Source organism: Nocardioides sp. R-C-SC26, assembly GCF_021246465.1.
Lineage (GTDB): Bacteria > Actinomycetota > Actinomycetes > Propionibacteriales > Nocardioidaceae > Nocardioides.
In genome coordinates this window covers 154,252-179,024 of the sequence record NZ_JAHRHK010000003.1, presented here as the reverse complement: position 1 = coordinate 179,024, position 24,773 = coordinate 154,252, and the positions used below count along the sequence as shown (strand labels likewise).

At 69.7% G+C, this 24,773-nt stretch carries 38 protein-coding genes; 34 read left to right on the top strand and 4 right to left on the bottom strand.

Annotated elements, in window-relative coordinates:
* Positions 1 to 973: 973 nt before the first annotated feature.
* The 3 genes from KSO97_RS04365 to KSO97_RS04355 all read right to left on the bottom strand — a co-directional run bounded on the left by KSO97_RS04365 (position 974) and on the right by KSO97_RS04355 (position 2,710).
* A complete protein-coding gene (locus tag KSO97_RS04365; RefSeq protein WP_232676735.1) occupies positions 974 to 1,777 on the bottom strand; it encodes a hypothetical protein in 804 nt (267 codons plus the stop codon).
* A gap of 40 nt (positions 1,778 to 1,817) precedes the next feature.
* Positions 1,818 to 2,261 carry an ImmA/IrrE family metallo-endopeptidase gene (locus tag KSO97_RS04360; protein ID WP_232676734.1) on the bottom strand — a complete coding sequence of 148 codons (444 nt, stop codon included), beginning with the start codon at positions 2,259 to 2,261 and terminating at the stop codon, positions 1,818 to 1,820.
* Between the two features lie 116 nt (positions 2,262 to 2,377).
* The gene (locus KSO97_RS04355; RefSeq protein WP_232676733.1) at positions 2,378 to 2,710 is read right to left on the bottom strand and encodes a helix-turn-helix domain-containing protein; all 333 of its coding nucleotides are present in this window, start codon (positions 2,708 to 2,710) and stop codon (positions 2,378 to 2,380) included.
* 92 nt (positions 2,711 to 2,802) lie between these two features.
* Here KSO97_RS04355 and KSO97_RS04350 point away from each other — a divergent pair, with 92 nt between their 5' ends.
* The 28 genes from KSO97_RS04350 to KSO97_RS04215 all read left to right on the top strand — a co-directional run bounded on the left by KSO97_RS04350 (position 2,803) and on the right by KSO97_RS04215 (position 16,843).
* Positions 2,803 to 3,081 (top strand): helix-turn-helix transcriptional regulator, encoded by a 279-nt coding sequence (locus KSO97_RS04350; protein ID WP_232676732.1) that lies wholly within the window; start codon positions 2,803 to 2,805, stop codon positions 3,079 to 3,081.
* Entirely contained in the window at positions 3,078 to 3,362 is a 285-nt protein-coding gene (locus tag KSO97_RS04345) for a helix-turn-helix domain-containing protein (protein ID WP_232676731.1), read from the top strand. The genes KSO97_RS04350 and KSO97_RS04345 overlap by 4 nt, the downstream gene beginning before the upstream one ends.
* The gene (locus KSO97_RS04340; protein ID WP_232676730.1) at positions 3,359 to 3,514 is read left to right on the top strand and encodes a hypothetical protein; all 156 of its coding nucleotides are present in this window, start codon (positions 3,359 to 3,361) and stop codon (positions 3,512 to 3,514) included. The genes KSO97_RS04345 and KSO97_RS04340 overlap by 4 nt, the downstream gene beginning before the upstream one ends.
* Complete coding sequence (locus KSO97_RS04335) at positions 3,514 to 3,753, top strand: hypothetical protein (protein ID WP_232676729.1); 240 nt, start codon at positions 3,514 to 3,516, stop codon at positions 3,751 to 3,753. Before KSO97_RS04340 ends, KSO97_RS04335 begins: the two co-directional genes overlap by 1 nt.
* Positions 3,750 to 4,781, top strand: a complete 1,032-nt coding sequence (locus KSO97_RS04330; protein ID WP_232676728.1) for a DNA translocase FtsK — start codon at positions 3,750 to 3,752, stop codon at positions 4,779 to 4,781. Before KSO97_RS04335 ends, KSO97_RS04330 begins: the two co-directional genes overlap by 4 nt.
* An 87-nt stretch (positions 4,782 to 4,868) precedes the next feature.
* The gene (locus tag KSO97_RS04325) at positions 4,869 to 5,156 is read left to right on the top strand and encodes a hypothetical protein (RefSeq protein ID WP_232676727.1); all 288 of its coding nucleotides are present in this window, start codon (positions 4,869 to 4,871) and stop codon (positions 5,154 to 5,156) included.
* Complete coding sequence (locus tag KSO97_RS04320; protein WP_232676725.1) at positions 5,153 to 5,362, top strand: hypothetical protein; 210 nt, start codon at positions 5,153 to 5,155, stop codon at positions 5,360 to 5,362. Before KSO97_RS04325 ends, KSO97_RS04320 begins: the two co-directional genes overlap by 4 nt.
* Positions 5,359 to 5,601, top strand: coding sequence for a hypothetical protein (locus KSO97_RS04315; protein ID WP_232676724.1), 243 nt, complete (start codon positions 5,359 to 5,361; stop codon positions 5,599 to 5,601). Before KSO97_RS04320 ends, KSO97_RS04315 begins: the two co-directional genes overlap by 4 nt.
* The gene (locus KSO97_RS04310; RefSeq protein WP_232676723.1) at positions 5,594 to 5,851 is read left to right on the top strand and encodes a hypothetical protein; all 258 of its coding nucleotides are present in this window, start codon (positions 5,594 to 5,596) and stop codon (positions 5,849 to 5,851) included. The genes KSO97_RS04315 and KSO97_RS04310 overlap by 8 nt, the downstream gene beginning before the upstream one ends.
* Complete coding sequence (locus KSO97_RS04305; protein WP_232676722.1) at positions 5,851 to 6,213, top strand: hypothetical protein; 363 nt, start codon at positions 5,851 to 5,853, stop codon at positions 6,211 to 6,213. Before KSO97_RS04310 ends, KSO97_RS04305 begins: the two co-directional genes overlap by 1 nt.
* Positions 6,210 to 6,467 carry a hypothetical protein gene (locus KSO97_RS04300; protein WP_232676721.1) on the top strand — a complete coding sequence of 86 codons (258 nt, stop codon included), beginning with the start codon at positions 6,210 to 6,212 and terminating at the stop codon, positions 6,465 to 6,467. The genes KSO97_RS04305 and KSO97_RS04300 overlap by 4 nt, the downstream gene beginning before the upstream one ends.
* Positions 6,464 to 6,679: a hypothetical protein gene (locus KSO97_RS04295; RefSeq protein ID WP_232676720.1), complete on the top strand. Its 216-nt coding sequence runs from the start codon at positions 6,464 to 6,466 to the stop codon at positions 6,677 to 6,679. Before KSO97_RS04300 ends, KSO97_RS04295 begins: the two co-directional genes overlap by 4 nt.
* Positions 6,676 to 8,619: a DNA cytosine methyltransferase gene (locus tag KSO97_RS04290; protein WP_232676719.1), complete on the top strand. Its 1,944-nt coding sequence runs from the start codon at positions 6,676 to 6,678 to the stop codon at positions 8,617 to 8,619. The genes KSO97_RS04295 and KSO97_RS04290 overlap by 4 nt, the downstream gene beginning before the upstream one ends.
* Complete coding sequence (locus KSO97_RS04285) at positions 8,616 to 8,897, top strand: WhiB family transcriptional regulator (protein WP_232676718.1); 282 nt, start codon at positions 8,616 to 8,618, stop codon at positions 8,895 to 8,897. The genes KSO97_RS04290 and KSO97_RS04285 overlap by 4 nt, the downstream gene beginning before the upstream one ends.
* Complete coding sequence (locus KSO97_RS04280) at positions 8,894 to 9,241, top strand: hypothetical protein (protein ID WP_232676716.1); 348 nt, start codon at positions 8,894 to 8,896, stop codon at positions 9,239 to 9,241. The genes KSO97_RS04285 and KSO97_RS04280 overlap by 4 nt, the downstream gene beginning before the upstream one ends.
* Positions 9,238 to 9,831: a hypothetical protein gene (locus tag KSO97_RS04275; RefSeq protein ID WP_232676714.1), complete on the top strand. Its 594-nt coding sequence runs from the start codon at positions 9,238 to 9,240 to the stop codon at positions 9,829 to 9,831. The genes KSO97_RS04280 and KSO97_RS04275 overlap by 4 nt, the downstream gene beginning before the upstream one ends.
* Positions 9,828 to 10,283 carry an ASCH domain-containing protein gene (locus KSO97_RS04270; RefSeq protein WP_232676712.1) on the top strand — a complete coding sequence of 152 codons (456 nt, stop codon included), beginning with the start codon at positions 9,828 to 9,830 and terminating at the stop codon, positions 10,281 to 10,283. The genes KSO97_RS04275 and KSO97_RS04270 overlap by 4 nt, the downstream gene beginning before the upstream one ends.
* Positions 10,283 to 10,843, top strand: coding sequence for a helix-turn-helix domain-containing protein (locus KSO97_RS04265; RefSeq protein ID WP_232676710.1), 561 nt, complete (start codon positions 10,283 to 10,285; stop codon positions 10,841 to 10,843). Before KSO97_RS04270 ends, KSO97_RS04265 begins: the two co-directional genes overlap by 1 nt.
* Positions 10,840 to 11,649, top strand: coding sequence for a hypothetical protein (locus KSO97_RS04260; protein ID WP_232676709.1), 810 nt, complete (start codon positions 10,840 to 10,842; stop codon positions 11,647 to 11,649). Before KSO97_RS04265 ends, KSO97_RS04260 begins: the two co-directional genes overlap by 4 nt.
* Positions 11,646 to 12,335: a DUF1643 domain-containing protein gene (locus tag KSO97_RS04255; protein ID WP_232676708.1), complete on the top strand. Its 690-nt coding sequence runs from the start codon at positions 11,646 to 11,648 to the stop codon at positions 12,333 to 12,335. Before KSO97_RS04260 ends, KSO97_RS04255 begins: the two co-directional genes overlap by 4 nt.
* Positions 12,325 to 13,164: a hypothetical protein gene (locus tag KSO97_RS04250; protein WP_232676707.1), complete on the top strand. Its 840-nt coding sequence runs from the start codon at positions 12,325 to 12,327 to the stop codon at positions 13,162 to 13,164. The genes KSO97_RS04255 and KSO97_RS04250 overlap by 11 nt, the downstream gene beginning before the upstream one ends.
* Positions 13,161 to 13,364: a hypothetical protein gene (locus tag KSO97_RS04245; protein ID WP_232676706.1), complete on the top strand. Its 204-nt coding sequence runs from the start codon at positions 13,161 to 13,163 to the stop codon at positions 13,362 to 13,364. Before KSO97_RS04250 ends, KSO97_RS04245 begins: the two co-directional genes overlap by 4 nt.
* A complete protein-coding gene (locus KSO97_RS04240) occupies positions 13,361 to 13,609 on the top strand; it encodes a hypothetical protein (RefSeq protein WP_232676705.1) in 249 nt (82 codons plus the stop codon). Before KSO97_RS04245 ends, KSO97_RS04240 begins: the two co-directional genes overlap by 4 nt.
* Positions 13,606 to 14,037, top strand: coding sequence for a hypothetical protein (locus KSO97_RS04235; protein WP_232676703.1), 432 nt, complete (start codon positions 13,606 to 13,608; stop codon positions 14,035 to 14,037). Before KSO97_RS04240 ends, KSO97_RS04235 begins: the two co-directional genes overlap by 4 nt.
* 1 nt (position 14,038) lies before the next feature.
* A complete protein-coding gene (locus tag KSO97_RS04230) occupies positions 14,039 to 15,337 on the top strand; it encodes a hypothetical protein (protein ID WP_232676702.1) in 1,299 nt (432 codons plus the stop codon).
* 59 nt (positions 15,338 to 15,396) lie between these two features.
* Entirely contained in the window at positions 15,397 to 15,537 is a 141-nt protein-coding gene (locus tag KSO97_RS04225; protein WP_232676701.1) for a hypothetical protein, read from the top strand.
* Between the two features lie 161 nt (positions 15,538 to 15,698).
* A complete protein-coding gene (locus KSO97_RS04220) occupies positions 15,699 to 16,691 on the top strand; it encodes a hypothetical protein (RefSeq protein WP_232676700.1) in 993 nt (330 codons plus the stop codon).
* A 2-nt stretch (positions 16,692 to 16,693) separates the two neighbouring features.
* Positions 16,694 to 16,843 (top strand): hypothetical protein, encoded by a 150-nt coding sequence (locus KSO97_RS04215; protein ID WP_232676699.1) that lies wholly within the window; start codon positions 16,694 to 16,696, stop codon positions 16,841 to 16,843.
* A 29-nt stretch (positions 16,844 to 16,872) separates the two neighbouring features.
* Here the strand turns inward: KSO97_RS04215 and KSO97_RS04210 are convergent, their stop codons facing one another.
* Positions 16,873 to 17,679 carry a hypothetical protein gene (locus KSO97_RS04210; protein ID WP_374198447.1) on the bottom strand — a complete coding sequence of 269 codons (807 nt, stop codon included), beginning with the start codon at positions 17,677 to 17,679 and terminating at the stop codon, positions 16,873 to 16,875.
* 718 nt (positions 17,680 to 18,397) lie between these two features.
* Between KSO97_RS04210 and KSO97_RS04205 the strand changes: the two genes are divergently transcribed.
* From KSO97_RS04205 to KSO97_RS04180, 6 genes are all read left to right on the top strand, one after another.
* The gene (locus tag KSO97_RS04205; protein ID WP_232676697.1) at positions 18,398 to 18,868 is read left to right on the top strand and encodes a phage terminase small subunit P27 family; all 471 of its coding nucleotides are present in this window, start codon (positions 18,398 to 18,400) and stop codon (positions 18,866 to 18,868) included.
* Entirely contained in the window at positions 18,843 to 20,579 is a 1,737-nt protein-coding gene (locus KSO97_RS04200; RefSeq protein WP_232676696.1) for a terminase large subunit, read from the top strand. The genes KSO97_RS04205 and KSO97_RS04200 overlap by 26 nt, the downstream gene beginning before the upstream one ends.
* Positions 20,580 to 20,592: 13 nt before the next feature.
* A complete protein-coding gene (locus tag KSO97_RS04195) occupies positions 20,593 to 22,065 on the top strand; it encodes a hypothetical protein (RefSeq protein ID WP_232676695.1) in 1,473 nt (490 codons plus the stop codon).
* A complete protein-coding gene (locus tag KSO97_RS04190; protein WP_232676694.1) occupies positions 22,034 to 23,641 on the top strand; it encodes a hypothetical protein in 1,608 nt (535 codons plus the stop codon). Before KSO97_RS04195 ends, KSO97_RS04190 begins: the two co-directional genes overlap by 32 nt.
* 5 nt (positions 23,642 to 23,646) lie before the next feature.
* Positions 23,647 to 23,847 carry a hypothetical protein gene (locus KSO97_RS04185; protein WP_232676692.1) on the top strand — a complete coding sequence of 67 codons (201 nt, stop codon included), beginning with the start codon at positions 23,647 to 23,649 and terminating at the stop codon, positions 23,845 to 23,847.
* 139 nt (positions 23,848 to 23,986) lie between these two features.
* Complete coding sequence (locus KSO97_RS04180) at positions 23,987 to 24,754, top strand: hypothetical protein (RefSeq protein ID WP_232676690.1); 768 nt, start codon at positions 23,987 to 23,989, stop codon at positions 24,752 to 24,754.
* The last annotated feature ends 19 nt before the right edge of the window (positions 24,755 to 24,773 follow it).

Sequence of the window (24,773 nt, the reverse complement as noted above, 5' to 3'; positions counted from 1 at the left end):
AGGCCGCCGCCGGGGACGGCTGGACGGTCAGACCCACCGGCGAGTAGCCCGGTGGGGTGCCGCGCCCGCAGTAAGTCGCACCTCGATTGACCGACTCGCGTCGGCCAGCGCGGCTAGTCTCCGGTGACTCGCACTACCGAAGGAGACTTTTATGGTGCGTCCCGCTGCGCGCACGACTGCCGCTACGTCTGTTCTTGCGCTCGCCCTGATTGCGGCTGGTGGCGCTGGCGCCGCTGCTGACCGATTGATGACGGGCAGGGACATCAAGGACGGCTCGATCAAGAATCAGGACATCGCCAGGGGTGACCTGAAGCTTGACCGGTTCAGGCCCGCGGCGCTGGAGGCTCTGCTCCAGTCGATTGAGAGCCAGGTCGGCCCTCAGGGGCCCGCTGGCCAGCCCGGTCCCGCTGGAGTGCAAGGACCAAAGGGCGACACGGGTCCCGCGGGGGCTCAAGGACCGCAGGGGCCAGCGGGTACCTCGGGTGGAGCCTCCGTTCCGCCTGTCTACACATGGACCGTGTCATACACCGGCGACGGTGTGAACAACGGCCTCGCAGGCGATGTGCTCGACATGGCACCACTTAAGTTCTCGAATTCAACACTCCCTGTGAGGAGCAGGGTGACGGCCCTTTCGCTTGAGTTGCTGAGTGGCGACTTCTCGTCCTGTACGGATGGCGCCGAGGTTCGACTTTTTCCTGGATTCGGATCCTTGAACGGAATTGGACAGTCCAATGAGCGCCTCGGGCTAGGGCAGTTCATCCCGTCGGTGCCGACACGTCTATCTATCGGAGCGGAGTGCATCGGGCCGCTTTCTCTACCGTTTCCCGAGCGGTTCCTGCCCATCCCATCGTTTACTGCTCGCGTGACCTTCACCGTTGAACAACTCGGCACTGCCGCCCCGACTCCCTTTAACTGAAAGCTAGTGCGGGACGCCCGCGGGGAGGAACTAGGCAGGGCCAGTCCTGCATTGAACTCAATTGAGTTCAATGTCAACGCCGCCCGATGACGGTGCCCCCGACTCCGAGTACATCTCGACGTGCAGCGTCCCGCCCAGGCTCGCCCCAGAGAAGGTCAGTGCGTAGGTGGCACGCGAGCCAGGCATCAGCGCAGTGGGGCCGTAGGAGCCCGCCACGTTGGCCTGCCGGCCGTTGGCGGCGATGTACGCAGTTCGAGACTCGAACGAGATCGGGGATGAGGCGACGTTGCGAACGTCGAGAGTGGCGAAGAGATCGCCGGAACGCGCTCGATAGGCACTGATCAAGCGAGCCTTTGCTAGGCCACCAACGGAGTAAGTTCGCGGCCGACCCGGCAGCAGGCGACCCTCGATCGATTTTCCCTGCACTGTGAATGCGGAAAGCTTGTCCCCCTCAGACTCGATGTTGCCATAGCGTGCGCAGTCATCTTCGGTCGCAGCGCAGCTGACGAACACGCCGTCCCTCTCGCTCAACTCGTCAGGCTCTGACGGCGAGCCGGCGTCCGTCAGCGCCTGTTCCAGCGCCGCCTGGTGGGTGATGTAGAGCGCGGCGGGAGAGCCAGGCTCGGTAACCTTCAGCGCCGCACGGACCTTGGGACGCACTGGGTGTGCAACCGCCTGGAAGTAGGTCAGCAAGTCCTCGTCCGATGCCCCCGTGGACTCGCGCGCAGCGCTCGGACTCGCCGCAGCCGAGGTCGCGCTCTCGTTGGAATCCGCTGGAGCCTCCCGATCAGAAGAGGAGCAGGAGGAGAGCACCATCGCGGCGGCCACGGCGACTCCGGAGACGTGAAGGCGAGTGATCATGGCCGAAGGTTAGGGCGAAGCGGCGAGCTCGGGGGCAGGTTCACCCGACGTCGCGGCAGACGGTCGCGCTGTCCCAGCGGCCGGTGTTGCGCCACCAGCGTCGCCATGCTTCGACGAGCACGCCGGTGAGGTCGAGCTCGACGGCGATGGCGTTGACGCTCGGGCCGACGGCGGCCTCGGCGGCCGCGTACTCGTCGGGGGTGATGAGGAGCCGTGCGGCGTACTCCCAGGCACGGCGCTCCGCGCGGGCGGTGGAGCAGCCGTCGTCGTGCGCGTAGTGCGCGAACTCGTGGGCGAGTCCGGCGACGAGCTGGCGGAGGGTGAGGTTGCGGTTCAGCTCGATGAGACGCCGGCGGCGTAGGTACTGGCCGTGCCGGATCGGGCCCAGGTCGGCCCACTCGACGGCGATGTGGTGTTCGGCGCAGAGGTCGATGAGCTCGGCGAAGCGCTGCTCGTTCACCGGGTCGTCATGGCCGCCTGGCATCCCCATTCTCCGGCGCCCGCCGTGCCCGAGTGACGCGACGATGACGCGCCGCAAGTTGTACAGGCCGCCACCGACAGACGCGCCGGCGACCGCTCCCGCGACGAGGGTGGCCGTGCTCACGGGAAGTCCGGTGCTTCCTGCTCTTCCTCGATCGTGCCCTCGGAGTCGTGAGCCGCGACCGGCTCAGATTCACCGGCGGCCATACCCATCGCATCTTCCGTGCGGCGCACCAGGTCAGAGAATTGGAGGCCGAGCGCCGCGGCGATACGCCACACGTCGGGAGTCGGTGCCGCGGAGTCGATGCTTCCACGCTCGATACGGCCCAGCGTGGTCGCAGAGATGTCGACCCGCGCGGCCAGTTGGTCGCGAGACAGGCCGCGAACTCTCCGCCAGTAGGCGATCTCCGCTCCGAGCGCGGAGACAAAGTCGCGCGCGTCCTGTTCGGTCATGGCACGAAAGAGTACTGCTTCGGCACGAAACGCGCCATATCTGACATGTGATGATCTTGACCGTGCCAGATTTGGCACGTAGCGTTCCGGGCATGACAACGCAGATCGACCGGGAGGCCGTGGCAATCGGCCGGGCGGTGCACGGGGCGGTGACCGCTGCGGGGCTCTCGCTTGCAGAGGCCGCCGAGCAGTCGGCTATCCCGCTCACGACGTTCTCGCGTCGCGTGAACGGGCGGCTCCCGTTCACGTTCCCGGAGTTGGTTCGCGTCGCTCGGATCTCGGGCGTCTCAGTGACAGAACTGGCTACCTCAGCCGAACGGATCCTTCAGTCCAACGCGGGACCAGCTTCGGAAGACCGGGTGCCGGCGTGAGCGCCCGGCGGGGGAGCGCGGCGGTGGAGCCGCTCCTGACCGAGAAGGACCTCGCGGAGATCCTCCAGACGTCGGCGGCGCAGGTCGCGAAGTGGCGTCGCGCGAAGAACTGGCCGCACGTCCGGCTCGGCCGCGATGTGCGGTACCGACCGGAGCAAGTGCGCGACATCATCGACGGCCAGACCGTCGCAGGCGGCATGACGTCGCCGACGTCGGCGCCCGTCCAGGGACACGGTGCGCTGCCGGGTCAGAACGCCCGCAGCGTGGCGAGGTCCCGATGAGCGCCCCGATGGCTCGGCGGGAGTTCGGTCCGTCGTGGTGGGAGGTCCTGCGGGGTCTCGCGGTGATGGCTGCCGCGGTGCTCATCGGCTGGGTCGTGGTGCTCGGGTTCGCCGTGCTGGTGTGGTTCGTGCTGCTCCGGGGCGGTGCCTGATGCCGACAGCGCACGTGATCGCGGCGTCGAAGGCCGAGCGACTCCGCAGGGAGCAGCGGTTCTACGGGCCTGAGGACCTGGGCCCGACGTGCCCGGAGTGCCAGTCGAAGGTTCCGACCGCGATCGGGGAGACGACGCACCCGACGTGCGGCCCGGAGTTCCGTGCCCTGTTCGCGATGGCCGGCTCTCAGGCCGCCCGCGCAGCTCTGACTCTGGTGAAGGGAGGGAAGGCAGCATGAGGTTCGACGGCAGAGAGATCGGCCACGGGTGGCTCGCGGTCGCTGTCGCGTGCGGCACGAACAAGTCGGACGCGATCGTCTACAAGACGGTCGCGATCGAGGAGTACGACGGCCGCGGCGTGCTGCTCTCCACCACTGACCGGCGCATGCTGTTGAAGGTCTGGGTGCCTGACCTGGACTTCGCGGCCCCGCCCTCGATCGACGAAGCACCGGACCGTGTCGTGGTCGTCCGCGACGCCGACGGCCGCGGTCGTGGCCTGCTCGGCTACGTCTGCTCGCTCGTGGCCCGGGAGGGCGACGACTACATCCCCGGCACCGTGCAGGTCCGCATCGACTTCGACCAGCGGCTGCCCGCCGGCTCGGACCCGGCGATGTTGGAAGGGATGGAGCCGACCTACGTCGTGCTCACCGTCCCCGACGTGGAGAAGGTCTACCTCGAGGTCGCCTCGGGTGACTTCCCCGACTGGCGCCCCGCTGCCGACGGGTTCGTCTCCGACCTCACCGCTGAGCACGTCTCCGACCCCGAGTTGTTGGAGCGTCTCGCGAAGGTCGGGAAGCACGCGCACGGCCCGGTGCGGATCCAGTTCGCGGGTGAGGGCGAGACCGCCCGCATCGACTACCCGAAGTCAGACCCGCACGTGTCGGGCTTCCTCGCCCCGGTCAACTACCTGGTCGACGACGCCAGCACCGACGACGACGTCGACCCGCCGGAGGCGCCTGAGCTCACCGACGAGGAGATCGACGACACCCTGATCGCCGCGGCCGAGCTCGTCGTCGAGCACCAGTTCCCGTCGAGGTCGATGCTCCAGCGCAAGCTCCGCATCAGCTACGCCCGCGCGGTCGGCGTGATGTACGCCCTCGAAGCGCTCGCCGTCATCGGCCCGGAGAAGCCCGACGGTCAGATGCGCGACGTCCTGATCCCGGCCGAGGGCGCCGACCTGATCGGCGCCTCGATCCGCGAGCAGTTCGCCCGCCAGGACAGCGAGACCGCGACCGACTCCGATTCGGATCCGCCGGACACGACCTGACCTCACGGGTTCTGCCCGCCTCACCCATCCCCGTCTCTCCCGCGTCCTCGCGACGTCGGGTGATCCCGTCACGCCTCAGGAGCAGTCATGTCCAACCCCGAACACACCCCCGACCCCGATCCGCTCCTGCACGCAGTCCACCCGACGGAGTGGGCGCTAATCCTCCGAGACTGGCAACGCGCCGATGCGTGGGTGACAGTCCACCTCCGCGGCGTCTCGCTGGGGCCGGGGAAGGTGACCCGCCTCCCTGGCCCCGGGCTGGACTCGGCGCAGCTGCACGACCCGCAGCAGGTCACGGTCAACGGGCGGCGCGAGGTCAAGTGGACCTTCGATCTCAACGACGTCATGGCGGTCACCGCGGAGGCGTCCCGATGACCGGCCCCGACGTGGCGCAGGCGCTGCTTATCGGCGCGGCGGTCGTCGCAATGGCGTGGGGTCTCACGCACCTGGTCCCGACGCTGCGTGACGCGTTCGCGGCACCGACGCTCGCCGAGCGTGAGGACGCTCGCTACACGCTGCTCGGCGTTGCGTTCCTCGGCGGCGTGCTCGTGATGCTGGTCCTCGAGGTGACGTCCCGATGAGCGCCCGCGTGAGCGTGTACGTCCACCCGACCGACCCGCCGGTGGTCGAGCTCAGTGGCGTCGACGCGAGCATCCCGGTGATCCGGTTCGTCGGCGCGCTCGGCTCGGACCTCACGATCTCGGTCGGCGGGCACGAGCAGCCGGCGCAGTGGCTCCGCGACACCGCGGACCGGCTCGCCGCGCTGGCTGACCTGGTCGACGCTCGCGCGCGCCGCGAGAGCGGAGGCGACGATGCCTAGGCCGCCGGACGTGCAGCGTCACGAGGGCGTCTACGTGGAGGTGTTCGTCCGCTCGGGCGACTCGCTCGGTCTGCACCTGGGCGATCTCCGCGAGCTCGTGGCCCGCGCCGAGGGCGTGCCGGACAACGTGCTGGTCGAGTTCGAGGAGATCGAGCGCTCCTACATCCACGTGGACGAGTACCGCGCGAAGGTCGCCCGCGTCCGGAGCCACCGCACCGAGACGACCGCCACGAACAGGGCGGTGACCTGATGGTCGGGGTGCGTGTGGGCGCGTCCGCGTCGGTCGACCCCGACGGCGACCTGCTGGCGCTGATCGCAGACCCGTGGACCGCGCGGGGTGTCGCGTTCGGCAACGCCTTCCGCGAGGCGTGCCGCCACGTCGCGAAGAACAACGCCGGCGTGGTCAACCCGAACCGGGTCCGCGCGCTGCTGCTCGACCACCCCGACTACGACCCGCGCCGCCTCGCGGCGATGTGGTCCCACGCCTCGACCTGCCGAGACGCGTACCTCAAGACCACCAAACGGTGGGTGCCCATCACGGGTGAGGGATCGCGCGGCAACCGCAACAAGCAGGTCCGCCTGCGCATCTGGATCGGAGAGACCGCCGCATGAAGCCCTTCCCTCTCGCTCACCCGTGCCCGCCCGCGATCGCTGACGCTGTCGCTGCTGCCCGGGACGCCGACCTCGACTTCCCGGCCGACCGAGACATCGAGAGCCTCATCCGTCGTATCCACCAGTGCGCCTCGGCCGCGCGCAAGCTCGCCGAGCAGGACGTCGCCATGGCCGTCTCGTTCACCGGCGCCGAGGTGATCGACCTGTCTGAGTACCTCACCACGCTCGCCGGGACCAGCGAGGCTCCGGCGTGAGCAGCGCTCTCGCCCTGGTCGAGCCCCGAACCGTCTATCGGCTCGGTAAGCGTCGCGTCCAGCACGACTGGTCGGTGCACGTCGTCGGGGACGACACGGTCGGGTACAGCGTGCAGGTCCGTACTCGGTGCGGAGTCGTGTTGAGCAAGAACGCCGATGCCCAGCGGGTCATGGGGTTCGTCACGTGCCCGAGCTGCGAGGTGGAGGCATGACGCTGTCGGTGACGGACCTGTTCTGTGGTGGTGGCGGCTCGTCGACGGGCATGACGCAGATCCCGGGTGTCGAGATCCGCATGGCCGCGAACCACTGGCCGTTGGCGGTGGAGGTCCACAACTCCAACCACCCCGACGCCGACCACGCGGCGGCCGACCTGCACGAGGAGGACCCGCGGTTCTTCCCCCGCACCGACATCCTCTGGGCGTCGCCGGAGTGCACGAAGTGGTCGCAGGCCTCAGGTGGGAAGTACTCCTCGGTCTCGGTCGAGACGAACCTCCTGGACCTGCTCGACCCCGACCTGGTCGAGGAGGACCCCGAGACCGCGATCGTGCAGCGCTCGCGGCTGCTGATGTTCGACGTGCTCCGCTTCGCCGAGCACCACCGCTACCGCGCGATGGTGATCGAGAACGTCGTCGACATCGCGACCAACCCGAAGTACGCCGAGGCGTGGACGCTGTGGCGCAAGGGCCTGCGGAACCTCGGCTACGAGCACCGCATCGTCTCGCTCAACTCGATGCACGCCCAGGCGCACGGCGACCCGGCGCCGCAGTCGCGTGACCGGCTCTACATCGTGTGCTGGCGCCGCGGCGACCGGGCGCCGAACATCGACGCGGTGCTGCGCCCGCTGGCGTGGTGCCCGATGTGCCAGGGCGTCGTGGAGTCGCGGCAGGCGTGGAAGAACGGCCGCACGGTCGGGAAGTACCGCAGCCAGTACGTCTACGTGCACGACGGCTGTGGCACCACCGTCGAGCCGGGCTACCTTCCGGCCGCTGCGGCGATCGACTGGACGCTGGCGGGGAAGCGGATCGGTGACCGCACCAAGCCGCTCGCGGACAAGACCCGACGTCGCATCGCGGCCGGGATCGCCCGCTACTGGCGCCCGTTCCACATCGAGAAGGGCGGCAACCAGTACGACGCGGCCGACCCCAAGCACCCCTCGCACGGCGACCCGAACGCCTACTACCGCGCGTGGGCCGCCGACGACGTCCTCCGGACCCTCCACACCGTCGAGTCGAAGGCGCTCGTCGTCCCGCTCGAAGGCCGCGCCGGCGACCGGGTGAAGACCGACCAGGACCCGCTGCGCACCCAGACCAGCCGTCACCTCGACGCTTTGGTCGGGCCACCGATCGTGACCCGCCACTACGGCATCCCCGGTGGTGACGCCGCACGGCACAGCAAGCCCGCCGACGAGGCGCTGCGCACGATCACCGCGTCCGGCGGGAACATGTCGCTCCTCGAGCCGCCGTTCCTGCTCGACCGTCGGTTCGAGTACCGCACCCGCGAGGTCGACGAGCCGCTTTCGACGGTGACGGCCAACGACACGAGCAAGGCCCTGGTCCAGCCGTTCATCGCCGAGCTCCGTGGCGGCGGGTCGACGGCCCGGTCGGTCGAGCAGCCCGCGGCGACGTTCACCGCCTCGGGTACCCACCACGGCCTCGTGTGCCCGGCCGGCGGGACGTGGAACGACGACGCACACCCGACGAGCGACCCGCACCGCACAATGACGACCCGCGAGACGTCGGCGCTGGTGATGCCGTACTACTCCGGCAGCCCCTCGGCCCGCCCGGCGTCGGAGCCCCTCGGCACCGTCACCACCGTCGAGAAGCACGCGCTGATCCACCGGCTGAACGGCACCACCGGAAACGACGCGTGGGCGACCACCCCGGTGAGCGAGGAGCTGCGGACCCTCACCACGAAGGGCACGACGGCGATCCTCACGCCCGGCGACATCGAGGCCGCCGCTGCCCAGGTCGACGACTGCCTGTTCCGTATGCTCGAGCCTCACGAGATCGCCGCCGGCATGGCGTTCCCCGCCGACTACCAGTGGGCCGGGACCCGCCGCGAGCGCGTGAAGCTCGCCGGCAACGCCGTCACCCCGCCCGCCGCGCGCGACCTCATCGCCGCCGTGGCCGAAGCCTTGGTCGGTGCCGCATGACGCTCGCAGCGTTCGACGAGATGGTCGACGCGGTCGTGCCCGCGTGGCACGCCGTCGCGGCGTGCAGGAAGTCCGACCCAGCGGCGTGGTTCCCACGGTCCTCGGACCCGAACCATCCGCAGCGCCTCCGCGCGCTCGCGGTCTGCGGCGAGTGCCCGGTCCGGGCGGCGTGCCTCGCGGCTGCCGTCGAGCGGCGTGAGCAATGGGGCATCTGGGGCGGCCACGACTTCGGCCGCCACGGCGCGCCGGTCTCGCCTGAGGCGGCGAGTGGCCCGTGAACACGCAGCTCGAGCAGCTCCGCGACCACTCCCGACACATGGCCGGACGTCGTCACGCAGCCACCTGCCCGCCGAAGCGCGAGCGCCCGTCTGGCGTGATCGTCGGCCGCGCAAGGTGGTGCGGCAGCGGCGAGCCGCACGACCGGCACGACTGGGAAGGTCCTGACTCCATCACCTGGGAGTGCGCGGGGATCTGCGGCGGATGTATGCCTGTTCGTGAGCGGGCGCTGTGGGTGCAGATCGCCGACGAGATCGACGCCCACCTGACCCGCGACGTCGCTGCCGCTGAGGCCGACCCTGACCTCAGTCTGTTCGGTCTCCTCGCCGAGGAGGCGGTGTCGTGAGGCTCGCGATCGCGGATCCGCCGTACCCGCCGCATGTCACGGAGCGGTTCGACCTGGCCGACGGATCGGCCCGAATCGTGAGTCGCTCGAGGGCGAGCCGCTACTACGGCGACGGCCCGCACGACCAGAAGCGGCGCCGCGCTGACTTCCACCCGGCCGCCGGCGCGTGGGATGACCCTGACCGTCACCGTGCCCTGCTGGAGCAGCTCCACGAGCACTACGACGGGTGGGCGATCGCGACCAGCCTCGACGGCCTGGACTGCTACCGGCCGTTGCCACCAGGTGCGCGGGTCCTGATCTGGCGCAAGCTCACCTCCACCCGTGGAGGCGGTCGGGTCGCGAACACGATGGAAGCGGTCATCGTGATGACCCACCACTCCCGCCGCGGCCGAATCGACGGCCTGGGGCAGGTGTCGGACTTCCTGCAGTGCGAGCCACCCAAGGCGCGGTTCCCGGGCGCGAAGCCGCCCCGCTGGACCCGCTGGGTGCTCGACGCCCTGGCCTACGACGCCGCGACCGACACCGTCGACGACCTGTTCCCCGGCTCGGGGCTGGTCACTTCTGAGATCAACCAAGGAGTGCTGTTGTGAGCATCCAGTCCGCGCCGGCGTTGTCGGTCCGTCAGCCCTGGGCTGGCGCGATCCTCACGCTCGGCAAGACCATCGAGAACCGAGGCTGGGACACCAGCCACCGCAGCCACCTCCTGATCCACGCCTCGAAGGGCCTGGAACTGGGCGCGGTGCCGCTGGTGGAGGACACCGCCGACCGTGCGGTGCCGCCGTTCGACAACCCGAAGTCGGGCACGGCGTGGGCCACCGCCGCGCTCGTCGGTGTCGTGTCGCTCCGCGCCACCCACCACGCCTCCGACTGCCGGGGGAAGTGCTCGCCCTGGGCGATGCCGGACCAGTGGCACTGGGAACTCACCAACCCCCGCACGTTCGACGAGCCGATCCCCGCGGTCGGTCGGCTGAAGCTGTGGCGTCCGGACTACGACGCCCGCCGTGCACTGCGCAAGCAGCTCCAGAAGGCGGTGGAGCTCTGATGGCCACCACTCCTGAGCAGGTCGCCGTGCAGGCGGACCCGGACGCGTCGATCGACGTCGTCGTGCCGGCCGCGCGCGCGCTGGTCCGCGCGGTCGGCGACCGTGACGGCGAGAAGATCGCTGAGGCTCTCGGCGGGCTGACCGGCGACGGTCTGCGCGCGCTGGTGTTGCTGCTGGCCGACGAGGTCAGCACGACCTCCGAGCTGCGGCGGCCCCCTCTGAGCGCGACGGCGGCGGCGATCCTGGCCGAGACCGCGCGCCGCTTCCGTGTGCACCCTGACGTGCTGGTCTCCCAGGACCGTCGCCGTGAGCCGACGGTCGCGCGGCAGGTCGGGATGGCAGCCGCAAGGCTGGCCGGCCTGGCATCGACCGACATCGGCGGCGCGTTCCACCGCGACCACTCCACGGTGCTGTACGCGGCGTCGCGGGTCGGTGAGGACGCACGCCTGCAGCGCATCGCGCGCGAGATCGCCGAGCCGTACCGAATCCGCGGCGTGCTCGGCGACGCCCCCGAAGACCACGGCTCCCGTGCCCGCTTCCTTGAGGCGGTGTCGGCATGAGCACTCCAGTAGGCGACCCGCTGGCCCCGTTCGAGGCGCTGCTCCAGGGGTGGACGACGGCGACCTGCCAGACCGACGGCGCGCCGTGCTCGTGGCATCGAGTTTCGGCAGAGTGCGCGGCAGAGCTCCGCGCCGCTCTCGCCGAGGCCCGCGCGCTCCTCGCCCAGCAGCGGCCCGAACCAGGCCTGTGCTGGAACGACTCGGGGGTGACGTGGCCGGATGGCTTCAACCCGCGCTGCGAACTCCGAGCGGGCCACGCCGGCGCCCACGAGTCGAACCGCAACGGCCGAGGTGGGCAGACGGTCTGGCTGGACGACGAGCAGCGATCTGTAGCGGTGTTGGACGAGATCGAGTCTCGGATCATGGATCAGGAGTCATGCGACTCGCCGCGCGCCTCGCGCTCTGAGCATCGCGGGTGCTTTGTCGGGAACTCGCTCCAGATCGTGCGAGACGTTCGCAACCGGGTCGCCCAGCAGAAGCCCGAGCCAACCCCGCCCGCGCCGGACGACCTGCGGGAGCGGGTGGTCGAGGCCCTGTTGGCGTCGTGGACTCGACAGGGCGCGCTAGATCCGCCGTTCGACTCCGATCGGGAAGACGCGCTGCAAGACGCTGACGCCGTGCTGGTGGCGCTCGGGGCGAAGGTCAAGTACTCCGTGCTCGCAGATGGCCGCAGCGAGCCCTTCGCCGGACGAACCTCGGACCTGAACACGGCTCGTTCTTGGTCGCAACTCAGCGGCGACCGTGTCGTGTCTGCGCTGGTTATCCCCGAGCAGAACACCGAGTGGGTGGAGGTGAGCGACCGATGATGCGCGACGCAACGCTGTCCGACGACGGCCTGTACCGCTACGTCCTCCACCGCTGGTGGAGCGGTGGCCCGGTGCTCACGTTCATCATGTTGAACCCGTCCACGGCCGACGCCGAGGTCGACGACCCGACGATCCGGCGGTGCATCGGCTTCTCCCGTGATCTCGGCTACGACGGGATCCGGGTCGTGAACCTCTACTCGCTCCGGGCGACGAACCCGGCCGAGCTGTGGAAGGCGGCCGACCCGACCGGCGGCGAGGTCAACGACATCTACCTGATCGAGCAGCTCCGGGTGGCGAGCCACCAGCCGGTGATCGCGGCGTGGGGTGCGAACGCCCGCCCCGACCGGGTCGACTGGCTCAAGTCCCTCCCGGGCGCCGAGCACCTGCAGTGCCTCGGCGTCACGAAGGCCGGCGCGCCCCGTCACCCGCTCTATCTCCCTGCCTCGACCAGGCCGACGCCGTGGCCACCACCCGAGGCTGCAGCCGCGGAGTTCAACGCGAAGCACCCGGTCGGCACCCGGGTCCGCTATTGGCCTGGCGCCAGGGAGGGCGAGGGCATCGTCAGCACGACCCGCACCACGGCGTGGGTCGTCGGTGGCCAGCCCGTCGTCTCCGTCCTCGGATACGCCGGCGGGATCGCGCTCACCCACATCCAGCCGATCACGGAGGCCACCGATGGCCGGTGAGACGAAGACCCTGCTGGCCCTGCTCCGCACGAAGTACGTCGGGAAGGAGCAGTCCGAGGAGTACGCGGGCGGGGTGTTCCTCGAGGAGTGCGGCATCAACGGCGGTGGCGCGTCGTCCCGCTGCGACGCGCTCTACGTGGGGTTCACCTCGGCGTCTGGCCGGCTGCTCGTGGGCCACGAGGTGAAGGTGTCCCGCGCGGACTGGCGGCGCGAGCTCGCGAAGGTCGGCAAGGCCGACTTCTGGCACGACAACACCCACCAGTGGTGGATCGTCGCACCAGGCCCGGAGGTGGTCCCGGCTGAGGAACTCCCGGAGGGCTGGGGCCTGCTCTACCCGGGTGGCCGTGGTCTCCGTGTGGTGGTGAAGGCCCACACTCGTGACGTCGTCCCGGGGTGGACCGCGGTGCGGTCGGTCATGGCCAGGCTCGACACGTTGCAGCGGCAGCAGATGCTCGACTTCCGCAGAGACGTCCGCGACCAACTCCACAGGGGGTCGGAGCAGCGGATCGCTGCGGAGGTCGAGCGTCGTGCGGGCGGGCGCGTGCTGACCTCCTCCCACGAGCAGCGGCTCGACATGCTCGCCCGCATCGAGAGCGCGTTCGGCGTCGAGATGGCGAACTACTTCACCGACGGCGACCACCAGGCCACGCCCGAGGAGCTCGCCGCGGCCCTGACCGTCGTCCGAGGTGCGCGTACCGCCACAGGGCGCTGGCGCTCTCTCTATGCCGACGAGCTGCGCGACACCGCGACGAGGTTCCTCGAAGCCCTGACCGACTTCGACGCCGCCCGCCAGGCGCTCGTCGACATCAGCGGGGAGCGTCGCCGATGAGCGACCTCAAGGCTGGGGACCACGTCAAGGTCTTCCACACGTGCACGACCGTGTTCGGCACCGTAGATCACGAAGCCGACGTGCTCGTCACCTCGGTGCGACCTGACGCTGTCGTCCCTCACGCACGCGGGGTTCGCTGCGACGGATCGCTGATCGAGTGGTCGCTCCGCGAGGACGCTGCCGAAGGCGGTGGCGAGTGAGCCTGACAAAGAAGCAGCTGCTCGCCGGCCGTTGGCGGGTGGCGTGCATCAACTGGACGCACCCCGACGCGCCGCACGCTGTCGCGTACCTCGCGATCGACCACCCCGACGGGACGAAGACGGCCGAGTACTCGGCCTACTTCACGACCTGGACGGAGGCGCTGGGCTACGCCGTCACGCGCGCACGCAAGTACGCCGAGATCAGGGAGCGTGCCCGCCTGGGGCTGGGCGGTGATCGCCGATGACCGGCGCCTCCCGGCAGTCTCGGTCGCTGACGATCGACGTGCCCGACATCTGGTGGCTCTCGCTGAACGACCGTCTCCACCACATGAAGCGCGCGACCTACACCCGCGCGCTGCGGGGCTTGGGGTTCGTCTCGGCTCGCAACGCCCGGATCCGGGACCTCGGGACCACGCACGTCGTGGCGTACATCGGCTACCCGAAGCTCGGCCGCGCGGACCCGATGAACGCTGCACCGACGACGAAGGCGCTGATCGACGGGTTCGTCGACGCCGGCGTGTGGCCCGACGACGACAGCCGCACCGTGCTCGGCCCCACCCACCTGCGCGACCCCAAGCCCGACAAGACCGGGATCTACCGGATCCGGTTCCTGCTCATCGACCAGGACCCGTCCTGGCTCGACGAGATCCCCACCACCCGAGAGGACGGCTGACGTGCCATGGTTGCGCGTAGGCGACCAGGCCTCGACGTACCCGACGATGATGCAGATCGCTGGGTACCCGGGCGCGGACGAGCGCGCGGTGCGCGAGGTGTTCGGGTGGTTGATGGCGTGCGCGATCCAGTCGGCCGCGCACCTGACGGACTACCGGATCGACCCGGGCACCGCGGCGATGTTCGGTGGCGCCCGCACACCGAAGCTCGTCGAGTGGTGTCTCCGCGCTGGCCTGCTGAAGGTGTGCCCGGTCGACGGGATCGACCACTGGGAGATCGTCAAGGACGACGAGTTCATCCACATCCGCACCAAGGCCGAAGTCGAGTGGGACCGGCAGCGGAACCGGGACATCCGCGAGCTCGCGCTCACGGTGCCCGTGCGCCGGCGCGACGGCGACAACTGCCGCTACTGCGGGGTGCTCGTGCAGTGGCTCGGACGCAAGTCCAACCGCTCAGCCGAGCTCGACCACCGCGAGCCGGGCAAGGCCGCCACCGTCGACACCTTCGTCGTCGCATGCCGGCGCTGCAACGGCGCCCGGAGGAACAACCCGCAGTGGGACGAGGACCACCCGCTGCGGCCCGTGCCCGCCGTCCCCAACTACAGCACGAAGACCGCCGACTTCCTCACCGAGAACGGCTACCCGACGCGACCGAACATCACCCCCGACAGCCGTGGAGCCAGCAGCGCGGACACCGCGAGCACCTCGCGACCCGCAGCGCGGCCCACCACCGTCGACGGCGATGCTTCGACACCGCACCGGGAGCCAGCGCCACCCACCCGACCCGACCCGGACGCCACCGGCCACCAGGCTGACGCGACCGCGGACACCGCGCCCACTGGCGCGACCCGCGACCCCGCATCGCCCCACGGCCGGCCAGGCGACCCGGCAGACGCCGCGGAAAATGTGCCGCGAAATATGCCGGGGAACTCGATATCGGACTCTCTCGGAATGGGTTCTGCCGGGTCGGGTCGGGACGGGACGGGTTCTGGTCAGGTAGGGCAGGACAGGGACGGTGCGGGTAGCGGCTGCACCGCCCACAGCCCACCTGCAGCTCACAGCCCACCGGCACCCGACGGACCTGCCCAACCCGCAGATCCCAACCCAGGGAGGTCTGGACGTCGTCGCGCCCGCAGAGGACGACGAGCAGGTTCCCGCCCCACCGCACCGGTCTCGACGAGCGACCCCGATCCGACGTCGGCCAGCAGCGCGGACACCGCGAGCACCTCGCGACCCGCAGCGCGGCCTCCGTCGTCGATCGACCGCCCCGTCGAGACGACCGACCGACCCGAGGACCCGTGATGAGCAGACGGCGATGCCCCACCCCGACGAAACGAGCCCACGCGACCCACCAGGCCGCGATGGATCACCTGCACCAGCTCCGCCGTGCCGAGGGCCGAGCGGGGACCTGGGCCCAGCACGTCTACCAGCGCCGCTGCGGCGCCTGGCACGTCGGCGGGACCAGGAAGAAGACCGGACGACGAGGGAGCAAGAAGTGGTGACCGAGGTGTGCGACCGCTGTCGGGTCGTCCGACGTGGCGACGGGCCGTGCGAGTGGTGCGGCCACGACCCTGCCGCCCCTCCGCCGCCGGCGACCTCCCCGCCGTCATCGACGTCGACGTCGACGCCGCGGTCGATCAGCGAGATCGTCGTCGAGCGTCGGATGGTGCGCACCGCCGCGACACCGGGCGCGTTCCGTGACGTCGACCGAGCGATCCGCGACATCGGGAAGTGCGAGCGACCAGGCCGTGACGGCGCGAACGTGTGCGACCACTGCCTCGACGCGCTCGCGCTGATCCTGCGGACGGTGCCGTTCATCGTGGTGCAGCTCCACCAGGCCCGCACCGGTCTCGGCGGCATGGACTACTCCACCGCCGGCGGCGGCAAGGGCGGGAAGAAGTCACAGCCGCTCGTGATCCGCCCGGGTGTCATCGCCGCGCGCGACGAACTCCGCAAGGTCCTGCGGCACGCCGTGCTCGCCTGCCTCCAGGCCGACCTCACCCACTCCAGCCCGCACGTCGGCCGCCCCCATCCCGGCGACGTGCCGGCGATGGCGGACTGGCTGACCTGGCGAGTCGACGCTATGGCCACCTCACCGCTCACCGAGGACATCCCGACCGAGGTCGCGACCGCCGTCGACATGGCCCTGCACCGCCTCGAGCCCGAGCCGCGTCTCATCGAGCTCGGCGACTGCCCACTCGGCGACTGTGAGCAGGGGGTGCTGACCGCGCGCCGTGGCGCATTCTGGGCACGCTGCCGGGCCTGCGGATCCAAGGTCGAGGCGGCGCCCGTGCGGGAGCGGCTGCTCGCCGAGCTCGACGACCGACGCTGCACCGCGGCCGAGATCGCACACCTGTGCGGCTACCTCTCATCTGACCAGGTCACCGGCACCGCAGAGGTGATCCGCAAGCGCATCAACCAGTGGGCCGCTCGTGGCGAGATCAGCCCCGACGTCGCGGGCCGCTACCGGTTCGGCGCCGTCTACACGCGGCTCCTGGCGCACACCGCTCGGCACCAGCACGCCTGGTCGAAGTGGAAGCCCCAGGCCGCCCAGCCCGACACCGACGTCGTCCACCTCATCCGCTCATGCGAGTACGAGGGCTGCGACCAGACCCAGACCCGCACCCGACGCGCCACCACCAAGCGAGGAGCCTGACCATGACCCGACCCATGACCGTCGAGGAGTTCATCGAGGAGCTGCGCGCCATGCCCAGCCACCACTTCGTGATGCTCTCCGCCACCCAGGCCGTCACCGGCCTGACACAACGCACCAGCCTCGAGGGCGGCGCGGCGGTGATCGTCCGTTAGCGAACGTGTCTGACGATCCGCCTAATAGGTCAGGGGATGCGAACCCGAGGCGACTTATCCGTGTGCTCGAAGATTAAGCGGGCGTCCCTAAGGATCGGATTGGCTGGGAGTCGACTGCTCAGCGTGCTCATGACGTTCAGGCTGAGCGGAGAGGGCAATTCGACGATAGCGGTCCAAGTCGAACCACCTTCGGGCTTACGTGATCGCCTGACCTTGATGGCGAAGTCTTCGACGTCGAGATCCCGTAGCTCCTCTTCAAGGGCATCACTCACCGCTCGATAGGGCGTGAACGACTCTCCTCGTAGATGATCTCGGAGTGCCGAGAAGGTTTCATCTTCCGCCGGCCTGGCCCGGGCCTGGTTGCGGGTGAGAGCCAGCAACTCCTGCACCATGTCTTCAAGCGTTCGATCTTCAACAGGCTCTTGCGCTAGGTGCTCGCGCGACTCATCGAGGAGGAGTGAGAACTCCGCCCATGCGCCAGCCCAGCGGCCATCAACCGCCTCCGGTCGAGCGCTGACGACGTCGCCAATCTGGTTGACCAGGCGACGTACTCCGGCTTCGGTGGCGGCGTGAGACTGGAGTCCTGACATCGGGCCCCGGAGCTGTGAGGGGTCCGACATATCGATGAGCAGTGGAACGACGCTCGTCGTGCCGTCAGTCACTGTCTTTGCGAGTGCGCCGGCTTCGAAGTTGAGCCAAGGTTCGGCCTGGTTCTGGCGCGTAACGACGATGATCCCGAACGATGTTTGAGCGAGCTGGTTCTGAATCTCCGCTGCTCCTAGTGCCCCGAGGCTGATGTCATCCCTGGACACGAAGGGTTCGACGTTGTCGAACATGTGCCTCAAGAGTCTGCTCAGGGCACTCGCGATCGTGTCTGTCGGTGGCTTGGACCAACTGATGAATACCTTGAGCGGAAGTACGTCGGGCACACGGCGGAACATAGGGCACTGCCACGAGCGTCCGCACGGTTTCGAATGGATAGCGGCCGAGGGGTTTGACTTGTCCGCGCCGCCTCTGTCACCATCGTTTGCAGACGGACGAGGTGTCTCTTCATCACGGTGAAGGCCTCGTCCGCGAGTGATTTCAGGAGGGACCGTGCCCTCGCGAATTCTCGGTCCATGTCGCTCGCCTGGCTGCCCGAACCGCAGCGACTGCGCGGTGCACCGGCGTGCTCGGGAGGAGCAGCGCGGGAGCAGGCAGCAGCGTGGCTACGGCGCCCGCCACGAGCGTCTGAGGGCCAAGCATCAGGCCAGGATGGATGCTGGCGAGACCTACCGATGCTGGCGATGCGACCGGCCGATCGACTCGGACAACTGGACGCTCGGCCACTGCGACAACGACCGCCGCGTCTACCACGGTCCCGAGTGCCCGCCCTGCAACTACGCCACCGCGAAGCGCCGAGCGGCGCCGGGTGAGCGTCGCTGCCCGCATCGTGTCCACCGTCGAGGGGTGGGGGCGACCCCCTAGGGCCCCTCGGCCGTGAGGACCGCGGGGGAGGCTATTTCGTACACCCGCAGCAAACCCGATTTTGGTCCCGGCTAGGGGGTGGTCTCGATGGGCTCTGGAGGCCACAACCGCAAGCCGCACCTGGCTGCCGTGCGTGAGGGCAACCCTGGGAAGCGCTCGCTGAAGGACTCGGTGGTGATGCCGCCGAGCGAGCTCCGGGAGCCGTCGTGGACGAGCATGCTGGACCGGGCCGAGGCCGATCGTGCGCGTGCGTTGTGGCGCAAGCTGGCGCCGTCGCTCTCGCGCAGTGTCGGTCTGGTCGGTGAGCAGCAGGAGACGCTCGTCGACTTCTGCGTCACCTGGGCGCGCATCGTGCAGAACGAGAAGGCGCTGACCAAGGAGGGCATGCTCATCGAGGGTGCCAAGGGCGGCCTGGTGAAGAACCCCCGCACGACGGTCCTCAACCAGTACCGGTCGCACTTCCGGTCGCTCGTCGGCGAGCTCGGGCTCTCGCCGCGGGCCGCCGCTGGGCTCTCGCGTCCGGACGGTCCGGATGACGACGACCCGTTCGACGACTGACGACACTCTCCCGGTCCCGCGCGAGGCGCTGCTCGAACTCGGGCTGACCGAGGAGGACATCGAGGCGGCTCTCGCCCGCCGGCCGCTCGTCGTTGCATTCCAAGCCGACCAGCACCCCGACGCCTACTACGACGTCGATCGGGCGCGGAAGGCGTTGCGCGCGATCGGCGCGTTCCGGCACACCAAGGGCCGCTGGGCGGGCGTCCGCATGCGGGTCGGCGAAGGCCTCGACCCGTGGCAGATCGTGTGGGTTCTCGCACCGATCTTCGGCTGGGTCTACTACGACGCCGAGGTCGACCGCGTCGTGCGCGTGATCCGCCAGGTGTGGATCGAGATCCCACGCAAGAACGGCAAGAGCACCTTCGCATCAGGCATCTCGGGCGTGCTGCTTCTCGCCGATGGCGAGGCCGGCGCCGAGGTGTACAACGCGGCCGGCTCGACGCTGCAGGCCGGGCGGGTGTTCGAGGACGCCAAGCGGATGCTGATGACCGCGCCCTCGGCCCGCAAGCGGATCGAGCCGCTGAAGGAAGTCGTGCGGGTGCCGCGCAACGGCAGCATCCTGCGGGTCCTCTCGCGCGTCGCTGAGACCGCTCACGGCCTCAACGTCTCCGGCGCGGTGATCGACGAGGTGCACACGTTGCGTCTGCGTCGGGCGCTCGTCGAGGCGATCGAGACCGGTGTCGGTGCTCGTGACCAGCCGTTGATCATCTTCATCACCACGGCCGACGAGGCCGAGGAAGACACGATCTACGACGAGAAGCACACCTACACCCGCAACGTCGCCAACAGCGTCATCGAGGACCCGACGCACTACGGCGTGATCTGGGCCGCCGAGGAGAGCGACGACCCGTTCTCCGAGGCAACGATGGCCAAGGCCAACCCGGGCGCGGGGAAGTCGCCGACGTGGACCTATCTGCGTGGCGAGGCGAACAAGGCCAAGAACACCCCGACGTACCTGCCGACCTACCTGCGGTTGTCGCTGAATCTGCGCACGCGCGACCAGATGAAGTGGCTCGACCTGGCCAAGTGGGACGAGGAGCACGCTTCCGCACCGGTCAGTCGCCCGCGCCTGCGGGGCCGCCGAGCGTGGGGAGGGCTCGACCTCTCGGCGGTCTCGGACTTCTCGGCCTGGGCGGTGTGGGTCGAGGCCGAGCGCGCCGGCGAGTACGACCTGCTCACCCGGTTCTGGGTGCCCGGCGACCGCGTCGAGGTTCTCCAGGCCAAGCTGCAGGTCCCCCTGCAACGGTGGATCGACGAAGGCTTCGTGACCGCCACCGACGGCGACGTCATCGACTACTCGGCGATCAAGTCCACGGTGATCAGCGACTGCCGCCACTTCGACATGCAGCGCGTCTCCTACGACCGCATGTTCGCCGGCCAGATGGTTCAAGAGCTCGACGCCGAGATGGAGGGTCTGGACGTCGTGCCCGTCGCGCAGACGTTCATGGGCCTCTCGCCGGCGTGCAAGGAGCTGGAGCGGCTGCTGGGGTCGGCGAAGTTCCGCCACGGCGCGAACCCGGTGCTGCGGTGGATGGCATCTGTGGTGGAGATCAAGAACGACGGCTACGACAACATCCGGCCGGTCAAGCCCGACCGCAAGAAGTCCAGCACGCGGATCGACGGCATCCAGGCCGCGGTGACCGCGCTCGACGGTGTGGTTCGTGGCGGAGCACGGGAGCAGGAGCTCCCGCAGCTGAACTTCTCGATGTGAGCGGGGGTGCGCGGTGCCGACGATCATCCAGTGGGTCAAGCGCCTCGAAGCGAAGATCGAGGAGCAGCAGACCTACGCCAAGCCGTTCGAGCAGCGCTACGCCAACGAGTACGTGCTGCCGTTCATCGCGCAGGAGTACCGCGAGGTCTACGGCGCCTCGGCCGACAACCTGCTCAAGGCAACGCTCGAAGCACCCCGCACCGGCTCGGCCGCGATCGGCGTCGACGCGCTCGCCGAGCGCCTGACCCTCCTCGGATGCACCTCCGACGACAAGGACACCGAGAAGGCAGTCAACGATGCGTGGGAGGACAACGACCTCGACGTGATGCACCGCCACGGGCATCTGGAGGCGCTGATCCGCTCCGCTGCGTTCGGGGTGCTCAGCCGTGCCACTGACGGCCGGCGGGCGATCCTCACGATCGAGTCCACCGAGCAGGCCGCTGTGCACCGCATGCAGGGTCCGCCCTACGACGTCGACGCCTACTTCAAGCGGTGGGCCGACGAGTGGACGGGGAAGTGGCACGGCGAGCTTCGGCTGCCGGGCCGAGTGATCCCGATGGTGCGTTCCGACATCGTCGCGCCGGACCCGGAGGGCTCCGAGGAGTGGAGCAACTGGACCGTCGCCGGCGACGAGCGCCCCAGCGATCAGCAGGTGCAGGTGGTGGCGTTCGAGCACCAGCCGCGGCTGCTGAAGCCCCCGGCGAGCGAGATCGAGCGGGTCACCACGCTGGTCGACCTGGTCGACCTGATCGAGGGTCTGATGGTCTTCGCGGGCCACTTCGGAGCGGTCCCGATCCGCTACGCCGAAGGCTGGAAGCAGCAGCGGGACCCCAAGGACCCGACGATGCCGCTGCTGGACCCGAAGACCGGCAAGCCATACGTCGGCTTCAACCCCCGCGCGGACCACATGTGGTTCGGAGGCGAGGGCGTGAAGTTCGGCCAGCTCACGCCGGCCACCCTCGACACCTTCGTCACCTGGGCCAACCACGCGCGCGCCAACCTGCGCACCGCGACGAAGGTCGCCTCGACCTACTACGCGTTGGACCTGAAGTCGCACATGTCGGCCGAGCTGCTCAAGGTCGACGAGGCACCGATGGTGCGCCGCATCTCTGGCATCGGGCGCAAGGGGACCTTCAACCAGGCGTGGCGGCGTTGGCTCACCCAGGCCGCCCGCATGGAGGGCCACTCCGGTCGTGTGAAGCCGCTGTGGGAGGACGAGAACACCCGCCTGGAGGCTCAGGCGGTCGACGCCTTCCAGAAGGCCGTCGCCTCAGGGATCGGGGTCGTCACCGCCGCCGAGAAGTTCCTCGGCTGGTCCCGAACCGACGCCCAGGCGGCGGTGGAGGAGGCTCGCGAGGAGCAGCGCGCGGCGGCCGAAGCGATCGCCGCCCAAGCCACGGACCCCTTCGAGCTGCTCGACCCGGCGACGCGGGCCACGTTGAAGGCCCTGCCCGGTGGCCTCGAGCCGTCAGCGACAGGCTCGTAGCTACCACGCCCGGCAGGCCGCGATCGCCGCGGCCGGTGCGCGGGCGGTAGCCGCGAAGATCGAGCAGCAGGCTCCGTGGGCCGAGGTCGTCAGCTCGTGGGCGGCCTACCAGCTCGCGGCGGCCACGGCGTCCTCGCGGACGATCACGCAGGTGCTCGGCGCGCCGCCCTCGGGTGCGGTCGAACTGCTCGCGGGAGTCTCCTCGCTCGGCTTCGACCTGGCCGAGCCGCTGATCGCGACGATCGACGCGCGCGTTCCCGCGCCGGCCGAGGCGATGCCGTCGCCGTGGTGGGACGACGACACGTCCTCGTTCTTGCGCTCGGTCGAGTTGCTGGTGGCTTCGGAGATCCAGGACGCCTCACGTGCCGCGGCGCAGCTGGAGATGCTCGCCCAGCCTCGCCCGCAGGAGTTCATCCGGCTCCTTGTGCCGCCGTCGTGCAAGCGGTGCGCGGTCCTGGCGGGGCGGATCTACCGCGACATGGAGCCCTTCGACCGGCACCCGGGGTGCGACTGCGAGCACTGGCCGGTGGCCTCCCTGGACGAGGCGCTGGCCGATGGGCTCGTGGTCGACCCGATGGTGCTCGTCGAGCAGGGACTGATCCGCGACCTGTCGCAGTCGGATCGCCAGGCGCTGCTCGAGGGCGCCGACCTGAGCCAGATCGTGAACGCCACTCGCGGCACCTCACAGCCGGGCATCACCAACGCGCTCACCACGACGCTGTATGGGCGCCGCGTGAAGGCGACGACCTTCGGCACCACCAAGCGAGCCCAGTGGCGGAGGAACAACCCATCCCGTCCGGTGCGACTTCGGCCAGAGGCGATCTACCGGATCGTCGACGCGGAGTTCGGCGGCGATCGCGAACAGGCGCGGCGACTGCTCGGCCTGTACGGCTGGCTCCCATCCGCCGGTGCTCCTGGGCGTGGCCGGTCGCTCGCAGCAGGTCGAGGGAACGCTGGCCGAGGCGGCGGACCAGGCGCACCGCGCCCGGTCAACGCCGGAGGCGCCGATGACGACGCTCGGGCAGCCGCACGTGAGTTGCTGCGCCTCGCCGAGAGTGTGGAACCCGCGACGACGGAGATGGTGCGAGCGACCGCGGCAACCGTCGGCGGTGACCTGGTGCGGCTCGACTCGAGGCTGAAGAGCCTCGACTCACTGACCAGGAAACTGATCACCCAGATCGGGACCAGCGGTATGACAGCAGCCGATCGTGCAGCGGAGATCAAGGACGCGCTCCGCTACACGATGGTGGCGCCCAATGAGCGCTACTGGCAGATCGTCGACCAGACCGTCGCGGTCTTGAGCGCCGCGGGATACCGGCCGGTGAAGGTCCCGGCCGGTTGGCGGCGCGAGGGCTATCGCGGCATGAACCTGGCGCTCCGGTCGCCGTCGGGTGTCACCTTCGAGTTGCAGGTCCATACCGCCGCGAGCCTGGCTGTCGCGGAGGCGAGCCACTTGATCTACGAGGAGGCGCGGGCCGACGGCATCGCGCCCGCGCGCAGGGCCGAGCTCGAGCGGAAGATCATTGAGATGTACCTCGCTGTCGCTATGCCGGACCCTCCGCGCTGGCTACCATGATGAGCGTGGAGTACTGGCTGAACGGCACCTCAATGGTGGCGCGTATCGCGCCCGGGGAGAACGCCGTCGCCGAGTGCTTCAACTGGGCTGAGAGCCGGTGGATCACCCACGATGGGCTGGGTCTGGAGATCCGGTTCACCGGTGAGTGGGACCTCATCGATGAGGCCCGTGCGATGGAGATCCTCGGCGCTGCAGCCGCCTCCTAGCCCCAACTCCACCCTTCGCTAGACGCCTCGCGGCCTTCGGGCCCCGGGGCGTTCGTCATTTCGGCTTCCCGTCTCGCGATGAGCGGAAGGCGCGCGGCGCCGCGCATCAAGAGCGCCACCAGCCCACCCAGGAGACGCGATGTCCCGCAACCCGTTCGAGCACGCTCCCGCGAAGCCGGCCGTGCTGACCCTCGACACCCTCCCGCAGCTCTTCGCCCACCACCGCGCGGTGTTCGGCGGCTTCAAGATGACCGCCGGCCCCGCTGCGCCCGACAACGGACCCGCACGGCCCGAGGACATCACCGAGGACGTCTGGGACTCTCTCGGCGACCCCGGCCGTGCCGCCATCGTCCGCGAGCGCGAGGCCCGCGTCGAAGCCGAGCGGAAGCTCGCTGCGACACGCGCCCGGCCGACGCCCCCGAAGCCCACCCCCACGCCGGGACCGACGTCGACCCCGCCCGCGCCCACCCCGACGCCGGCGGCAACCGGAGATGCGCCGGACCTGGCGAAGCTGGTGGCAGACGCCGTCGCCGCCGCGGTGAAGCCCTTCGAGGAGCGCGAGACCCAGCGCACCGCGACGGAGGCAGCGGAGAAGATCCGCGCCGCCGTCGTCACCGCGGCCGGCGAGAGGTTCCACTCCGCCGAGGACGTGCTCGCACACATCGACCTGACCACCGTCACCGACGGCAACGGCAAGGCCGACGGCGCCAAGATCACCGCCGCGATCGACAAGGTCATCGAGGACAAGCCCTACCTGGCCAAGCCGATCGACCCGCGTCGCCACGCACAGCCCGGCGCAGGAGCCGGCGGTGCCGCACCAGCCCAGGCCACGGACTCGCAGGTGCAGGCGATCCTCGCGCAGATGAACACCCACCAGCGCATCCGGCCCCCGGCCACCACCAGCTGATCCATCGCTTCAACGAGCA

Bases quoted from the DNA above. Each gene is read 5' to 3' on its own strand.
- KSO97_RS04365 (WP_232676735.1), bottom strand. From the start codon at position 1,777: ATGATCACTCGCCTTCACGTCTCCGGAGTCGCCGTGGCCGCCGCGATG.
- KSO97_RS04360 (WP_232676734.1), bottom strand. From the start codon at position 2,261: ATGCCAGGCGGCCATGACGACCCGGTGAACGAGCAGCGCTTCGCCGAG.
- KSO97_RS04355 (WP_232676733.1), bottom strand. From the start codon at position 2,710: ATGACCGAACAGGACGCGCGCGACTTTGTCTCCGCGCTCGGAGCGGAG.
- KSO97_RS04350 (WP_232676732.1), top strand. From the start codon at position 2,803: ATGACAACGCAGATCGACCGGGAGGCCGTGGCAATCGGCCGGGCGGTG.
- KSO97_RS04340 (WP_232676730.1), top strand. From the start codon at position 3,359: ATGAGCGCCCCGATGGCTCGGCGGGAGTTCGGTCCGTCGTGGTGGGAG.
- KSO97_RS04335 (WP_232676729.1), top strand. From the start codon at position 3,514: ATGCCGACAGCGCACGTGATCGCGGCGTCGAAGGCCGAGCGACTCCGC.
- KSO97_RS04330 (WP_232676728.1), top strand. From the start codon at position 3,750: ATGAGGTTCGACGGCAGAGAGATCGGCCACGGGTGGCTCGCGGTCGCT.
- KSO97_RS04325 (WP_232676727.1), top strand. From the start codon at position 4,869: ATGTCCAACCCCGAACACACCCCCGACCCCGATCCGCTCCTGCACGCA.
- KSO97_RS04320 (WP_232676725.1), top strand. From the start codon at position 5,153: ATGACCGGCCCCGACGTGGCGCAGGCGCTGCTTATCGGCGCGGCGGTC.
- KSO97_RS04315 (WP_232676724.1), top strand. From the start codon at position 5,359: ATGAGCGCCCGCGTGAGCGTGTACGTCCACCCGACCGACCCGCCGGTG.
- KSO97_RS04310 (WP_232676723.1), top strand. From the start codon at position 5,594: ATGCCTAGGCCGCCGGACGTGCAGCGTCACGAGGGCGTCTACGTGGAG.
- KSO97_RS04305 (WP_232676722.1), top strand. From the start codon at position 5,851: ATGGTCGGGGTGCGTGTGGGCGCGTCCGCGTCGGTCGACCCCGACGGC.
- KSO97_RS04300 (WP_232676721.1), top strand. From the start codon at position 6,210: ATGAAGCCCTTCCCTCTCGCTCACCCGTGCCCGCCCGCGATCGCTGAC.
- KSO97_RS04290 (WP_232676719.1), top strand. From the start codon at position 6,676: ATGACGCTGTCGGTGACGGACCTGTTCTGTGGTGGTGGCGGCTCGTCG.
- KSO97_RS04285 (WP_232676718.1), top strand. From the start codon at position 8,616: ATGACGCTCGCAGCGTTCGACGAGATGGTCGACGCGGTCGTGCCCGCG.
- KSO97_RS04265 (WP_232676710.1), top strand. From the start codon at position 10,283: ATGGCCACCACTCCTGAGCAGGTCGCCGTGCAGGCGGACCCGGACGCG.
- KSO97_RS04260 (WP_232676709.1), top strand. From the start codon at position 10,840: ATGAGCACTCCAGTAGGCGACCCGCTGGCCCCGTTCGAGGCGCTGCTC.
- KSO97_RS04255 (WP_232676708.1), top strand. From the start codon at position 11,646: ATGATGCGCGACGCAACGCTGTCCGACGACGGCCTGTACCGCTACGTC.
- KSO97_RS04250 (WP_232676707.1), top strand. From the start codon at position 12,325: ATGGCCGGTGAGACGAAGACCCTGCTGGCCCTGCTCCGCACGAAGTAC.
- KSO97_RS04245 (WP_232676706.1), top strand. From the start codon at position 13,161: ATGAGCGACCTCAAGGCTGGGGACCACGTCAAGGTCTTCCACACGTGC.
- KSO97_RS04235 (WP_232676703.1), top strand. From the start codon at position 13,606: ATGACCGGCGCCTCCCGGCAGTCTCGGTCGCTGACGATCGACGTGCCC.
- KSO97_RS04225 (WP_232676701.1), top strand. From the start codon at position 15,397: ATGGATCACCTGCACCAGCTCCGCCGTGCCGAGGGCCGAGCGGGGACC.
- KSO97_RS04220 (WP_232676700.1), top strand. From the start codon at position 15,699: ATGGTGCGCACCGCCGCGACACCGGGCGCGTTCCGTGACGTCGACCGA.
- KSO97_RS04215 (WP_232676699.1), top strand. From the start codon at position 16,694: ATGACCCGACCCATGACCGTCGAGGAGTTCATCGAGGAGCTGCGCGCC.
- KSO97_RS04210 (WP_374198447.1), bottom strand. From the start codon at position 17,679: ATGTTCGACAACGTCGAACCCTTCGTGTCCAGGGATGACATCAGCCTC.
- KSO97_RS04205 (WP_232676697.1), top strand. From the start codon at position 18,398: ATGGGCTCTGGAGGCCACAACCGCAAGCCGCACCTGGCTGCCGTGCGT.
- KSO97_RS04200 (WP_232676696.1), top strand. From the start codon at position 18,843: ATGACGACGACCCGTTCGACGACTGACGACACTCTCCCGGTCCCGCGC.
- KSO97_RS04180 (WP_232676690.1), top strand. From the start codon at position 23,987: ATGTCCCGCAACCCGTTCGAGCACGCTCCCGCGAAGCCGGCCGTGCTG.